The 13,026-nt window shown below is 45.4% G+C and carries 9 protein-coding genes; 8 read left to right on the top strand and 1 reads right to left on the bottom strand.

Annotation, left to right across the window (positions count from 1 at the left end):
• Window positions 1–459: 459 nt before the first annotated feature.
• From AB4209_RS18710 to AB4209_RS18675, 8 genes are all read left to right on the top strand, one after another.
• Window positions 460–1,272 carry a crotonase/enoyl-CoA hydratase family protein gene (locus tag AB4209_RS18710; RefSeq protein WP_017064440.1) on the top strand — a complete coding sequence of 271 codons (813 nt, stop codon included), beginning with the start codon at window positions 460–462 and terminating at the stop codon, window positions 1,270–1,272.
• A 93-nt stretch (window positions 1,273–1,365) separates the two neighbouring features.
• Window positions 1,366–2,556, top strand: coding sequence for an OmpP1/FadL family transporter (locus AB4209_RS18705; RefSeq protein ID WP_372056856.1), 1,191 nt, complete (start codon window positions 1,366–1,368; stop codon window positions 2,554–2,556).
• On the top strand, window positions 2,556–3,245 hold the full coding sequence (locus AB4209_RS18700; protein WP_372056854.1) for a hypothetical protein: 690 nt from the start codon (window positions 2,556–2,558) through the stop codon (window positions 3,243–3,245). Before AB4209_RS18705 ends, AB4209_RS18700 begins: the two co-directional genes overlap by 1 nt.
• 287 nt (window positions 3,246–3,532) lie before the next feature.
• Window positions 3,533–4,645: an NADH:flavin oxidoreductase gene (locus tag AB4209_RS18695; RefSeq protein WP_136982818.1), complete on the top strand. Its 1,113-nt coding sequence runs from the start codon at window positions 3,533–3,535 to the stop codon at window positions 4,643–4,645.
• Window positions 4,646–5,064: 419 nt separating this feature from the next.
• The gene (locus AB4209_RS18690) at window positions 5,065–5,700 is read left to right on the top strand and encodes a CatB-related O-acetyltransferase (RefSeq protein WP_017061734.1); all 636 of its coding nucleotides are present in this window, start codon (window positions 5,065–5,067) and stop codon (window positions 5,698–5,700) included.
• A 191-nt stretch (window positions 5,701–5,891) separates the two neighbouring features.
• Window positions 5,892–7,538, top strand: coding sequence for an ABC transporter transmembrane domain-containing protein (locus AB4209_RS18685; RefSeq protein ID WP_372056852.1), 1,647 nt, complete (start codon window positions 5,892–5,894; stop codon window positions 7,536–7,538).
• Window positions 7,535–9,766, top strand: a complete 2,232-nt coding sequence (locus AB4209_RS18680) for an ABC transporter transmembrane domain-containing protein (RefSeq protein WP_108202458.1) — start codon at window positions 7,535–7,537, stop codon at window positions 9,764–9,766. Before AB4209_RS18685 ends, AB4209_RS18680 begins: the two co-directional genes overlap by 4 nt.
• Complete coding sequence (locus AB4209_RS18675) at window positions 9,759–11,072, top strand: HlyD family type I secretion periplasmic adaptor subunit (RefSeq protein ID WP_017077554.1); 1,314 nt, start codon at window positions 9,759–9,761, stop codon at window positions 11,070–11,072. Before AB4209_RS18680 ends, AB4209_RS18675 begins: the two co-directional genes overlap by 8 nt.
• A 76-nt stretch (window positions 11,073–11,148) precedes the next feature.
• Here AB4209_RS18675 and AB4209_RS18670 read toward each other — a convergent pair.
• Window positions 11,149–13,026: VCBS domain-containing protein (locus AB4209_RS18670; protein WP_372056850.1), on the bottom strand; the 1,878-nt coding region annotated here is incomplete at its 5' end.

The raw sequence follows: 13,026 nt of genomic DNA, 5'->3' as shown, positions 1-13,026 counted from the left end.
GCTGCCTGGCTAGTAGGAACGAGAAGGCCATTGAAATGATGAATTTCAATGGCCTTTTTAATGTTCAGCGCTTTGGTTTAAGTTACCAGAATATATGCTATTTTCTGACTGCTTAGGGCAAGTGGTAGTGTTCCGAGCGCAGCTTGCGGCAGGGACGTTAGTTTCCATTATTGCTGGCAGCTACTTTATCTTCTTGCTACTGAAATCTCGAAGAACATAGGTTTTGCTCATGACCGAAAGCCATTGCTAATCAAAGCTACTGGCAATCAAAGCCATTGGCGATAAAAGCTACGGATGAAAAGCAGTGAATGGAGCGATCCATCACTGCTTTTTTGTTGATGTCGTTTGTGTAAAGGGAAAGACGTTAAGCAACACAGGTCTCGCTTCTTAATGTGCAAGTTTGGCATATGTTAATAAAATGTATAACCTAAAGGTCTGACCACTGATAAGGTAGCCACCATGCCAAACCTCGATCGTATTACTTGTTCTATCGATGAAAACCAAATTGCGACGGTTGTGTTGAATCGACCCGATAAGCTCAATGCTATTGATATGGCAATGTTTCAAGGCGTGAATAACATGGTGACTCAGCTGAAAAAGAACACCGAGATTCGTGCCGTAATAGTAAAAGGTGAGGGTTCTGATTTTTGTTCAGGGCTTGATGTTAAGTCCCTATTAACCAGTAAATCTGGGGCGATGAAGCTCTTGTTTAAATGGCTACCGACATTACCTAACGCTGCACAACGCTTTTCATTGGGTTGGCGAGATATTCCATGCCCTGTCATTTTTGCGATTCATGGTCGTTGTTGGGGAGGCGGCCTGCAATTGGTCAGTGGGGGTGATTTTAGAATTGCTAGCCCGGATGCGAACTTCTCTATATTGGAAGCAAAGTGGGGTCTGATTCCAGACATGGGAGGCGCTATCGCTTTTAGAGAGCTGATGCGTAAAGATCACACCCTTGAAATGGCGATGACGGCCAAAGTGATCGACTGTGAAACCGCTAAAGAATATGGGTTGGTGACCAAGATTGCCGAAGATCCTTACGCTGAAGCCTATGCGTTGGCACTTGAGTGTGCGAATCGGTCGCCAGATGTCGTCGCTGCTAACAAGAAGCTCTACAACAAGACTTGGTGGTCAAGCCCGGGCATGGCTGTATTCTGCGAAACTTGGTATCAGATAAAGGTTGGGTTAGGTAAGAACAGGGCGATTGCTGCTCAACGTGAAATTCATCGAGACAAACCACGCCCTTACGTCGCCAGAAAGTTTAAATAGCGCTTGTACAGGAATAATGGATATTCCCTTTGTTTATTGAGCTTTGCGGTAACCTTAGAGCAATTTAATGTCTAAGGCTAAATGAGCGCTCTGATGAACAAAACTTTTACTTACTCTCTAGCTGCCACTGCAATTTTTACGAGCTTAAATGCATTCGCAAGTGGCCTGTTTTTGCAAGAAGCTGTCGTTGCCAACGCTGGTACTACTGGCGCTGGTGATGGTGTTTACACTCGATCTGCAGCGGCGATGTGGACAAACCCTGCCACTATGTCTCACATGGGCGAAAGCAAAACGACCATCAACACCATGGCATTCGATCTTGAAATGAAGTATCAAGATAACGGTGGTAATCCAGATGGTAAAGCTCATTCCGTAATGCCGTCATTTGGTGCCTTCCACGCTCATCAAGTCACAGACAAATTACACCTTGGTATCGCGCTTGGCGCTGTTGGCGGCTCTAGCCTTGATTACGGCAGTGATTGGGCGGGTGCTGCACTTCTAGAAGATATCACTCTTACTGCAATGCAAGTGAACCCATCACTGAGTTATAAGCTGAATGACCAATGGTCAGTAGGCGCGGGTGTGCAATTCAGTTGGGCTGCATTCCAACAAACAACGTCAATGCTTACTGCGAAGCAAGATACTGACTGGGCATACGGCTATAACCTTGGCGTAATGTACACACTGACAGATAAACTTAAGCTGGGCGCAAGTTACCGTTCTAAGCTAGAGCATGAGTTTAACAATGATGTAAATGGCGTTATTAACCAAGGCGTATTGAATTCATTATCAACTGATATTGCTTTACCTGAAATCATCGATGTCAGTGCGAGCTATGCTTTGAACTCTCAACTTGACCTGCTTGCTAGTATTCAGTTCCACCGTTGGAGTGAATGGGATACAACCGTTCTTGATTTTGGAATAGCAGGAAGTCCAATTAATGGTGTTCCGATTGAGCGTGACTTGGATGACGTTTGGAAATTTGCGGTAGGTGCGGATTATCAATTGAATTCAGACTGGCGTTTGAAAGCTGGCTTCTCTTACGAAACTTCTCCGCAAGACGATCCGTCAATGCAATGGGTTGACCTTCCTGTGGGTGAACAGTACCGCTACTCAGTTGGCGCATCTACCTACTGGGACGACATCTTAATTGATGTGTTCTATGAATACGCTGATTTGGGTTCAGTTGAGATGGATCGATATGGTCGATTTGGTCAAGTTAATCTGTTGAATGGTTCGTTCGATGGCCGTATCCACTTTGTTGGTGTTAGCGCGACCTTCTAATGACATTACGTAATCTACTAATCATTACTTTAGTGTCTTTATTTTCAACGGGTGCTTTTGCTGAAGAGAAGCACCCTGATGATCCGACTAAAATCGTAACCAAAGCTGGCGTTGCTTATAACGAAGATCTGCAGTTCTCTGGGTCTATTGGGCTTGATGAAGCACGAATGATCAATGCTCGTGTTAACGCAGATGGCGAAGAATGGCGAATAGGCGGCTCATGGCTGTTGCCTATGGGTATTGTTTACTTCAACTTTAGCCGTTCTGAATATGACAACGATGCTTATAAGAACAACTACAGTATTGGCACATTTATACCACTGAGTTATTTCGACATTGAGCCGTTCGGTTGGCAAATCTTCCCTATGGCTGGCTACAGTTATAATGATGGCGAAGTGGCGGTTTTCGATGATGATAACGTTGGCTCTGATTATGTATTGATGTCGAGCTCAACACACGGTGGCTACATTGGTGCGTTTGGTTTAAAAACGATTACTGATGAATGGTCTATCATGGGCTTCGGTGGCGGTTCAATGGGGTCTGATGATTATTCAGGGTATTGGGCAGGCGGCGGTGCTAGCTACAAGTTGAGTGACGCTCAATCATTCAACTTCTTCACTATTTTTGCTGAGGACGATTTCGGTGAAAATAACAGTGTTGGCGCGTCTTACACCTATGAGTTCAAATAACTGTTAGCAGGCAGAAATTCGCAGGTGGACACCTCTCGTAAGAACCATTGACTTAGTCCAGATTAAATTGAACAAAGTCGCTTATTAAAACTTAGCGACTTTCTTTTGTTACCATTTCTCCAATCTTTTTTATCTCTTTTTGATGCTTTCTATATCTTTCTCACATGAGAGTGCCGCTCTCTTAATCTAGATTAAGTTTTCGCTGCCTTATTCTCTGTAGTATCCGCCTGAATCAGTGCCCATGCTTAATGGGTAACTTGCGTAACACGATTTTGAGAGGAAGACACTTGAGCACTTTGTTTACAGAAACCCACATTGGCAAGATGACACTAAAGAATCGCTTCATGAGAAGTGCAACGTGGGAAAATATGGCCACCGAAGATGGGCATATGACAGATAAACTGTACGCTATCTATGAAGAGTTGGCTCAAGGTGAAGTCGGCCTGATCGTGACGGGCTACGCGAACATTGTTGAAGAAGAAAAGCCGAATGCAGGCATGATGGGTATGTATAACGACTCATTCATTGAAGAGTATCAAAAGCTGACTCAACTGGTGCACGACAACGACTCTAAAATCGTGATGCAATTAGCTTATGGTGGCACCAAAACCACGCATGATCTTGGCGAACGAGTGATCTACGCACCAAGTGAGGTTCCAGAAAAAGGCACTCAAACACTAGGTAAAGCGATGACCACAGACGAGATCGACTACATTGTTGATGCGTTTGCTCAAGCGTCTTTGAGAGCACAAAAGTCAGGCTTTGATGGCGTTGAAATTCATGCCGCTCACACTTACCTGATTAACCAATTTCTAAGCCCTTATTACAACCAACGTGAAGATGAATACGGCGGTAGCTTAGAAAACCGCATGAGATTTTTGTTAGAGATCTATACCGCGACACGTAAGCTGGTGGGTGATGATTTCCCTATCTTGGTTAAGCTCACGGCATCCGAGTTTTTTGAAGGTGGCGTCACCTTTGAGGAAACACGTATTGTCTGTAAAAAGCTTGAACAAGTGGGTGTGGATGGCATTGTCGTGTCAGGCAATATTCATGGCAAAGCAGACACTATGATTGGCGAGTCGCACGATGGTTTTACCATTCAAGCTGAAGGCTACTTCCATGAGTATGGTCACGCGATTAGCCAAGACGTTAATATCCCAGTGATCACGGTTGGTGGTCTAACGGATTTTGATGCTATCGAAGCGATTGCAAACAACACGGGCATTGAGTACTTCGCGCTTTCAAGACCGCTGCTTTCTGAACCCCATTTAGTGAAGCGTTGGAAGGAAGGGGATAGAAGCCCTGTTGAATGCGAACGATGCTCTAAGTGTCGTACTAAGCGCGGTAACTTCTGCGTGGTGAATAAAGACAGAAAAGTACAGCTTGCACGCATGTAGTCGCTGAGCCCAGCTCCAAGCGAGCTCCGAAGTTTATAGCTGAGTCTAAGTTTGAGCCTGTGTAATCGCGCAGGCTCTTGTTCATTCCGTATTCCACGAAACGAAATTTGAAACCTTATTAATCACATCTTCCTGTCAAATTGGCGCGACTAAACAGTTACACTACGCCTGTAAATTATCCAACCAAGTTATCGATAAAAACTGAGCAAACTTTGAAACTACTTCCTCTTCTTAAGCAACCTCGAATCCACTGACGTCTCTTTAGTTTTAGCGATATTGCTATGATTTAAGCGTGATACTCACTATTCATCCCAGTGAACCCTGTGTTTATAGGGCGTTAGTTTGTGCACCTTGGATTTGCATCGTCGAACATTTTGATAGTTAACGAATAAAACTTAATAGATCATTCAGAGGTAAAAATGCAAAAGAAGCATTGGTCCAAATTCGAGTTGCTGCATGAAGTCGTAACCAACCCCAATATTCACGTAAAAGGTCAACACAGTTATTACAGCGATTGCTGGGATAATGGGTTCGAGCAATCTGTCGTCCGTTATTTACATGGCGACGAAGTCAGCCGCCAGTGGGAGCCTCGATGGGAAATCGACGAACTCCATATCGGCGATTATGTCTGCATTGGCGCAGAGGTTGTGATTTTAATGGGTGGCAACCATACCCACAGAGTTGATTGGTTTTCGCTGTATCCATTTATGGATGTAATCGACGATGCCTACATTGGCAAAGGTGACACTCACATTGAAGATGGGGTGTGGTTAGGCATGAGAGCGATGGTGATGCCCGGTGTGACGATTGGCGAAGGCGCTGTGGTTGCAGCGAATAGTGTGGTGACTAAAGACGTCGCTCCATACAGCATTGTCGGTGGTTCTCCAGCTAAAGTCGTCAAATACCGCTTTGATGAGTCCGTTATTGACGAACTCATGTCATTCAAAATATACGAGTGGCCCTCAGATAAATTTGAAGCGCTGAAACCGTATTTATGTAACTCAGACTTTTCAAAGTTAAAGCAGGCGATAACGGATTACGACAATTGTTTGTAAGGAGCACTTGTAACGAGCACTTGTAACGAGCGTTTGTAAGGAGCGTTTTTAAGGTACGGGTATAGCCACAGATTTGTGTAGAAAGATCTGTGTCATATTTATATTGAAAAACACGTTAAATCAGTCCGTTACCTTGCAATACTCAACATGGTGTACCAATCTTATTTCATAAGCATGGATAAGGATTGTGTATGCCCGCAAGTTCAATGAAAAACAAAGGGGTGGTGGGGAAAGTCTTACTGCCTTCTTTACTCATAAATCTTCTCTCTCTCGCCGTTCCGTTAACGGTTTTGCAAATTTACGATCGTATTTTACCTAACCAAAGTTACGGTACTGCCACTTTGTTGTTGGCGGGTGCAGCGTTGGCTGTTGCCATGGAAGCATTGATCCGGTTTGTGCGTACTTGGCTTTTGTCAGCCGCGGCCAGCAATACCGAGAAAGCGACCTATCAAACTTTGGTTGAAAGAGTAACAACGGCTTCATCAGGCCATCTCCGCCACATTGGTGTTGGCGGCGTGGAAGAGGGGCTTGGTTCTGTATCCAAAGTCAAAGATTGGTATTCCGGTGGTGTGATTGCAGGCTTTATTGATTTGCCTTTTGCCTTGATCTTCTTGGGCTTGGTGGCTTACATCGGCGGTGAGCTGGTGGCGATACCTTTGGCAGTTTGGCTGATTACTCTCGGAATCGTTTGGTTATCTTCTATTCGCGTTAAAAGCTTAAGTGAAGAAGCTTCCCAAGATGAGCAGGAGCGAAAAGCGTTCTTGATTTTACTGAGCCAAACCATTCAAGGAATCAAACGTCAGGCTGTTGAGTCTCGAATCTTCAATCAGTTTAAATCCCTCAATAACGTTCGCTCTCAGTCTAAAGCGAGAGAAGAAGAACAGAACGCCTTTGCCCAAGAATGTATTCAGCTTGCCGCATTAGCCACGTCAGTTTTACTCGTAATTACGGGGAGCTTGTGGGTGTTGGATGGTCAGTTAACTACTGGTGGCTTGGCGGCATGTTCTATCTTATCGGGCAGAGCGGTTGCGCCTTTGAGTGCTCTGGTTGGGGTTAGAATCAAGCTTAATTCAATACACAGTGCCAATCAGGCAATAGAAAAATTGAGTGACTTATCATTATCGGAATCTTCAGATTCTGAGCAAGTTGAGAACCACTTATCTGACTTTGAGACGTTGGAAATCAAGCAAGCGACCGTTGAAAGATATGGTGAACTCTCTCATGCAGATGTCACACTGAATAAAGGTGAGTTGGTTTTGTTAGAGAGTGAGGATCGCCACACCAACAGTCATTTATTGTCGTCGATTGCAGGTATTGATGATCTGAAAGCGGGTGAGTGCTTCATTAACGGAGCTGCAGTTTCAATCGCATCCGTAACCAATATTGCTGCCTACTGTGGCGTTAAAGGGCAGTTGGTGTCGGGGACCATTCTTGATAACTTGTGTGGCTTTGACCCTGAGAAAACGCAAAGTGCCAGTGACTATGCTAAGCGTTTGGGTTTAACCAAGGAAATCACTCGATTACCCGATGGACTAGAGACACAAATTGGCCATACGAGTGCTTCTTTGTTGAGTATGGGTAACGTGAAAATGCTCAATATCGCGGCTCAATTGGCAAGTGATAAACCCATAATCATGTTGGAAAGGCCGGATTCTTCACTTGATATAGACGCCCTTGGGAATCTAGCTAAGGTGTTGGAAGAAGAAGTGACGGCAGGACGCACGATACTGATGGTGAGCTACCATTCGAAGCTTCGCGAATTTGCTAATCGAATCATTACAGTGGAAAGTCGAGCTATTACGGTCGACAGCGAGAGCAATCAGGAGGCCGTCGTATGAATCGTTTAGATATTGGTAACCCTTCAGGTACGAACAACCGTGCAGATACCAGCGCTCGACAAGAGGTGATGAACCATTTAGAAACCGAGAGCCTTTCCGTTCTTAAGCAATTGGAAGTTAATGCTAATATCCAGTTGTTCGCACATCAGTGGGTCGATGAAAATGGCATTGAATCAATCGACGATATGTTTGCCTTGTTCGACAGGCTTGCACTGCCTTATCGCTTGGTTGCCAACCTAGATGAAGTTGGTGAACATAAATTGGTCTTACTGGTACTTGGTGAACATGAGCTGGTCTCTGGTCATTTAGAATCCAAGCAATTTGTTGCCTTTAATGCCAATGACGACATCACCGACGTCCCTCAGTTTTGTATTGTTATCGAAGGGCCACCATTAGAGAAGGCCTCTCCTGATTGGGTTGGCGAAAGGTTACATGCGTTTCGTCCCATCATTCCTAAATTGTTGTTGGTCAGCTTTATCACTAACTTATTTGCGCTTGCTGTTCCCTTCATCACGATGTCGATTTATGACCATGTGATTGGCGGTGATGCAGGGCATGAGTTGCAAGGCATCGCTATTGGCGCGGCGTTGTTGTTTGTGATGATGGGTTGGTTGAGAACATTACGTAGCCGAGTGTTTGCTTCAGTTTCCAACCGAGTAAGTCGTGAGATTTCTCAATCCCTCGTGCAGCGTCTGCTTCGTAATAGCTATGCTCAAAATCAGCAAACAGCTTCTTCTAGTCAGCAAAACCAAGTGATGCTGTCGGAGCGTATTTCAGGTGTGCTATCGGGGCCATTAGGAAATGCGCTGTTTGACCTACCATTCATTCTTATTTTTGTACTTGCGATAGGTGTTTTAGGCGGATGGTTGGTACTGGTTCCAGTCGTCTCTTTAATCCTTTATTACTTGCTAGCAAAACGCTCGATACGCTCTAGCAGCAAGCGCTCTATGCAATCGACAGTGGCAGGTACGAATCGTCAAAACATGACTAATGAGCTGTCATCCAAGCTTGCCTTTATTCGCAGTGCTGGATTCTCAGAGCACTGGATTCAACGTTTCAAAAAGGCCAATCTTCTTGCTTCAACAGTGACCTTTAATCAATCGGTTCTCCAGAGCCGGTACACCTCGATTTACTATTTCATTGGTGTGGGGTCGACACTCGCCGTGATGGGGTTAGGAATAGGACTTATTTTTGAACAAGTGATGACGCCCGGTGGTTTGATTGCTTCAATGATGTTGATATCTAAGGTGACTGGCCCAGCTCAGGTGTTGGCAAACAGCGCGATGCGTTTTAATAGCTTTAATCAATCCAAGCTGCAAGTGAACCGTATTTTGTCTCAGCCGTCTGAGCGTGAATTCAGTTACCAGCATCACCCGTTACCTGTGGTAGCGCCTAACTTGAAATTAGACCAAGTGACACTGCGTTATCCTAAACAGAGTCGCCCCGCTTTGAATGGTGTGAGCTTTGATATTGAAGCCGGTGAAATTGTCGCGATTACCGGCCCTTCTGGGAGCGGTAAATCAACATTAATTGAAGTGCTGTCTGGCTTGCAGCCTATCCAAAACGGCATGGTCGAGCTTGAAGGCGTTAACCTCGTTCAATACGATCCGCAGCTTTATCGCCACTGGTGTTTCATTCGAGCCGCATATCCTGATTTGCTTACGCTGAGTATTCGAGAGTGGCTAAACGACGGTCACAAAGTCGAAGATCAGAAAATGATCTCTGCAATTGAAATGGTCGGTGGAAAGCGTTGGTTCGAGACATTATCAGGTGGGCTCGATACTTCCATCAGCAGTATTCAGCCGGACAGCCTTTTTGACATGTTGTCTGGCAGCGTCGCGCAGATCCTCATTGACGCGAAAGCGCTGGTTTATGACTATCCAATGTTCTTAATGGATAATCCTGTGCCTGATGCTCACCCAAATGCTAAACGTATATTTGGTGAGTTTGTGCAATCGAAAAAAGGAAAAGCAACGGTGATTTACACGTCCCACGATCCGGGTTTAATCAAGCTTGCCGATAAAGTGGTGGTATTAAATGAAGGTGCAGTGGTTTATGCCGGTCCATTAGAGCCGGAGCAGTCTTCGAAGCAGGAACAGCCTTCAGAGCCTCAAGCTTCTCAAGAACCGCAGTTATCTGAGCAACCGTTATCTCAAGAGGCGTCTGCTCAACAAAATACAGCCCAACAAGAACAATCAGAGTCTAAGCAAGGAGTCGCTAATGACTAAACAATCTATCGAGAAGGGCAAGCGCTACGGTGAACTTGTTGAATCACAAAATACGGCTCGTACATTGGCACTGGCCACATGGTCGGTTGCCTTATGTGTTATTGCTTTTGCCACTTGGTCTGTAGTCACTCAAGTTGATGAAATCGCCAAAGCCAAAGGTGCTGTGATTCCAGAAGGCGAGAAGCAAGTATTACAAAGTGCGATTGGCGGTAAGTTAAAGCAAATTCTCGTTAAAGAAGGGCAGTTGGTTGAGAAAGGCCAGCCGCTTGTTGAGTTTGATGCCACTTTCCAGCGTACCGCCCTTGAAGAGCTAAAGTCCCAACAAGTGACGCTTCTAGCCAGTGTGGAACGTATGAATGCGCTGCTTGAGCAGCGTGAGCCTAACCTTGCTGAGTTTGAGGTCGATTACCCAGAGATCGTCAGCCAACAAAAAGCGCAGCTGAACGCGCAAAAAGCCCTCTACTTCCAAAAGCGTGTGGTGCTTGAGAAAGAGAGCGAGCAAATTGCAGAGCAGCTTCGTAGCGTAGAAAAGGCCTTGCCGAGTTATGAGAAAGAGTTAAATGCGACTAAGCAAGAGTTGAACATACTGGAGAAGGGTTATAAAGCGGGTAACATTTCACGTTTACGTGTGCTTGAAATGCGACAAAAATTGGCCAGTATCGAACAGAAAATCGAAGAAGCTCGTGGTAAGAAGTCGGTATTGATTAGACAAGCTGACAGTAATGACCAAAAAATTATACAGCTTCTGGCGGAGGCGAAAGCTAAAGTGAGCGATGATCGTTCTAAAGCAGTCTCTGACTTGTCAGCATTGAATGCTAGAGTTCGTTCAAGCCAAGCGAAACTGACCAACACCATGTTGGTGTCGCCGCTACAAGGTTTGGTGCAAAGCCTGCCAAGTACACAGAACGGAGGTGTTATTCAGCCGGGTGGGACAGTGGTTGAAATTGTTCCTGTTGGTGGGAAAGCAGACTTTAAAGCGCGTTTGTCGCCAAGAGATATTGGTTTTGTGAGTGTAGGGCAGCCGACTCGTATCAAGATTGATGCGTTTGATTACAGCCGCTTTGGGGCGCTAAAAGGGGCGGTTGAGAGTATTTCACCGACCACAAGTCAAAGTGAACGCGGTGAAATCTATTATGAAGTCGTCGTCTCTGTGGATGTTCCTTATTTCCGTGATAATCCGGAGAGCTTTTCTATCTTGCCAGGTATGACGGGCGAGGTAGATATTACAACCGGTGAGAAGTCCGTTTTCCAGTATTTATGGAAACCGATTTATACCAATGTTAGCGTGGCGTTTGGAGAGAGGTAAAGTCCTCCACTCTGGCTTGCATAAAAAAGGAGCACATGCCGTGCTCCTTTTTTTATCTAACCGAAGGGGTGATGTTCTAGTTATTTGGGTCTATGTCAGGCAGTCCGTCAACGTCATTATGATGGTGTAAAGAATCATCAATAGATGGGTTATCGGTATGGTGAGACAGCCCATCACTCATACCATCGTCAGTTTGCTCAGCCCCATAAGCACTCTCGGCATCACTGAAAATGATATCGATATCATGCGCTACTGGTACATTGTGTGACGGTGAATCTATAGACGGCGAGTCAGCATTAATACCCAGAGCGTCTAGGTAAGCATGGGCACCAGAACGCTGTTCGTGTTCGCCTATCGCTGTATGTTCTAGGTTTGCCGTCACCTCATCAAAATTAAGAGTAACTTCATCAGGGGTGCTGAAAGAGGCATCCGGTTCATCCGCTTGGCTCATGCCGGGTGCTGGAGGAGGTGATGGAGCGATTGGCGATAAATCCATGCCAGTTAGTGTGGTTTGGTCAATGTGATGTCCGCTGTTTCCATGGACGGATTGCGAGTGCAAATGTAGGTGCACCGCGACTTGTGAGTTTTGATCGCCTCCTAGGGTTAAAACAAACGAGTCGGTTTCGTCTGTACCACTACCGTAAGAGCCTCCTGTATGTGTCTTAACGACGCCTGATGAAGTTTGTTGGTAATCGTAACTCAACTCTCCGGTTGCAGGATTGACATGCAAAGTACCAAATTGACCGTGTAATGCAGTGAGAGAGTGTCCGTGGTGATCTGATATTCCCCAGCCTGTCATTGGCGTAGGCGTTCCTTGGTGAATAATTGGAGGAATTCCGATTGAGGCATGCAGGTCCTGATTGCCTGCACTGCCGGTAATTTTTGCAGGGGCAACTAGGGTTGGCATTGGTGGAACATCGCTGTGTCCATCAATGCGCATTTCAACTTCTTGAGTTGTAATGCCCCCGTGTCCATCATCGACTAATAGAGAAAACTTATCGGTCAATTGTTCACCATTATTTAAAGCATTAACATGGCTATTGCTGTTATTAAGTGTGTAGACCCAAGTTTGTGTATTGCTATTATAGGTAACAGAACCATACTGTGGCTGATGTTGGCTATCAATACTGACAGAATGTTGATCGCTATGATCAACATCGCTGATAATAATTTGCCCAGAGGTCGCATTTGCAGCATCTTCATCAATGTTATGTGCACCTGCGATAACTTCAGAAATTATTGGTTTATCATTAGTACCATGGACATAGAGGGTAATAACCTGCTTATCACCGCCAGCAGTCGTTACTTCATATTGAACCTGCTCGACTTGCCCTGCCGCTAAGTGTTGAATATTGGCATTGGGAACCGAATAAGCCCAATCACCGGCTTTTCCAATGGTCAGGTGACCGCCATAGGGATCACTGATCGCATGGGCATTACGAGTGTCGTAAAAATGATCTTCACCGGCGTCAGGATCGATAACATTCAACACGCCAGTGACAAATATCGTATGTTGGGCATCACCTTGTACATGGCGATCTTCTGTTATTTGACCGCTTTTATCTCCGGCGAAGATCGCTGCATCGCCTACTGCTGAGAGTGTTGTTGATGCACCGGTGTGGGTCACACCACCGTGGGCATCTTTAACGTCATAGCTGAAGTGTACATCGCCGTTATAGTCTTTTTCTGGGGTAAAGGTAAATGTGCCATCGGCATTTAACGCAATAGCACCATGGTCAGCCTGTAGGTTTTCAATGGATAATTTGCCAATATCGTTGTCGTCAACATCGCTAGAATTGGCCAGTAGCTGTGCTGGGGTGAGGACTATTTGGGTATCTTCCAAGCCATTCGCTAAACGCACTTCAGCCGATGCGACGGGAGCATCATTGGTGCCATGAACGGTCACTGTAATATCTTTTTTAGCACTGCCATCGATAGATTCAACGGTAAAGGT

Source organism: Vibrio sp. 10N.286.48.C11, from assembly GCF_041469805.1.
Lineage (GTDB): Bacteria > Pseudomonadota > Gammaproteobacteria > Enterobacterales > Vibrionaceae > Vibrio > Vibrio crassostreae_C.
The sequence above is the reverse complement of the archived record's forward strand: the minus strand, read 5'-3'. Positions and strand labels throughout refer to the sequence as shown.

Excerpts from the sequence above, each read along its gene's own strand:
- AB4209_RS18710 (WP_017064440.1), top strand. The coding sequence starts at position 460 with ATGCCAAACCTCGATCGTATTACTTGTTCTATCGATGAAAACCAAATT.
- AB4209_RS18705 (WP_372056856.1), top strand. The coding sequence starts at position 1,366 with ATGAACAAAACTTTTACTTACTCTCTAGCTGCCACTGCAATTTTTACG.
- AB4209_RS18700 (WP_372056854.1), top strand. The coding sequence starts at position 2,556 with ATGACATTACGTAATCTACTAATCATTACTTTAGTGTCTTTATTTTCA.
- AB4209_RS18690 (WP_017061734.1), top strand. The coding sequence starts at position 5,065 with ATGCAAAAGAAGCATTGGTCCAAATTCGAGTTGCTGCATGAAGTCGTA.
- AB4209_RS18685 (WP_372056852.1), top strand. The coding sequence starts at position 5,892 with ATGCCCGCAAGTTCAATGAAAAACAAAGGGGTGGTGGGGAAAGTCTTA.
- AB4209_RS18680 (WP_108202458.1), top strand. The coding sequence starts at position 7,535 with ATGAATCGTTTAGATATTGGTAACCCTTCAGGTACGAACAACCGTGCA.
- AB4209_RS18675 (WP_017077554.1), top strand. The coding sequence starts at position 9,759 with ATGACTAAACAATCTATCGAGAAGGGCAAGCGCTACGGTGAACTTGTT.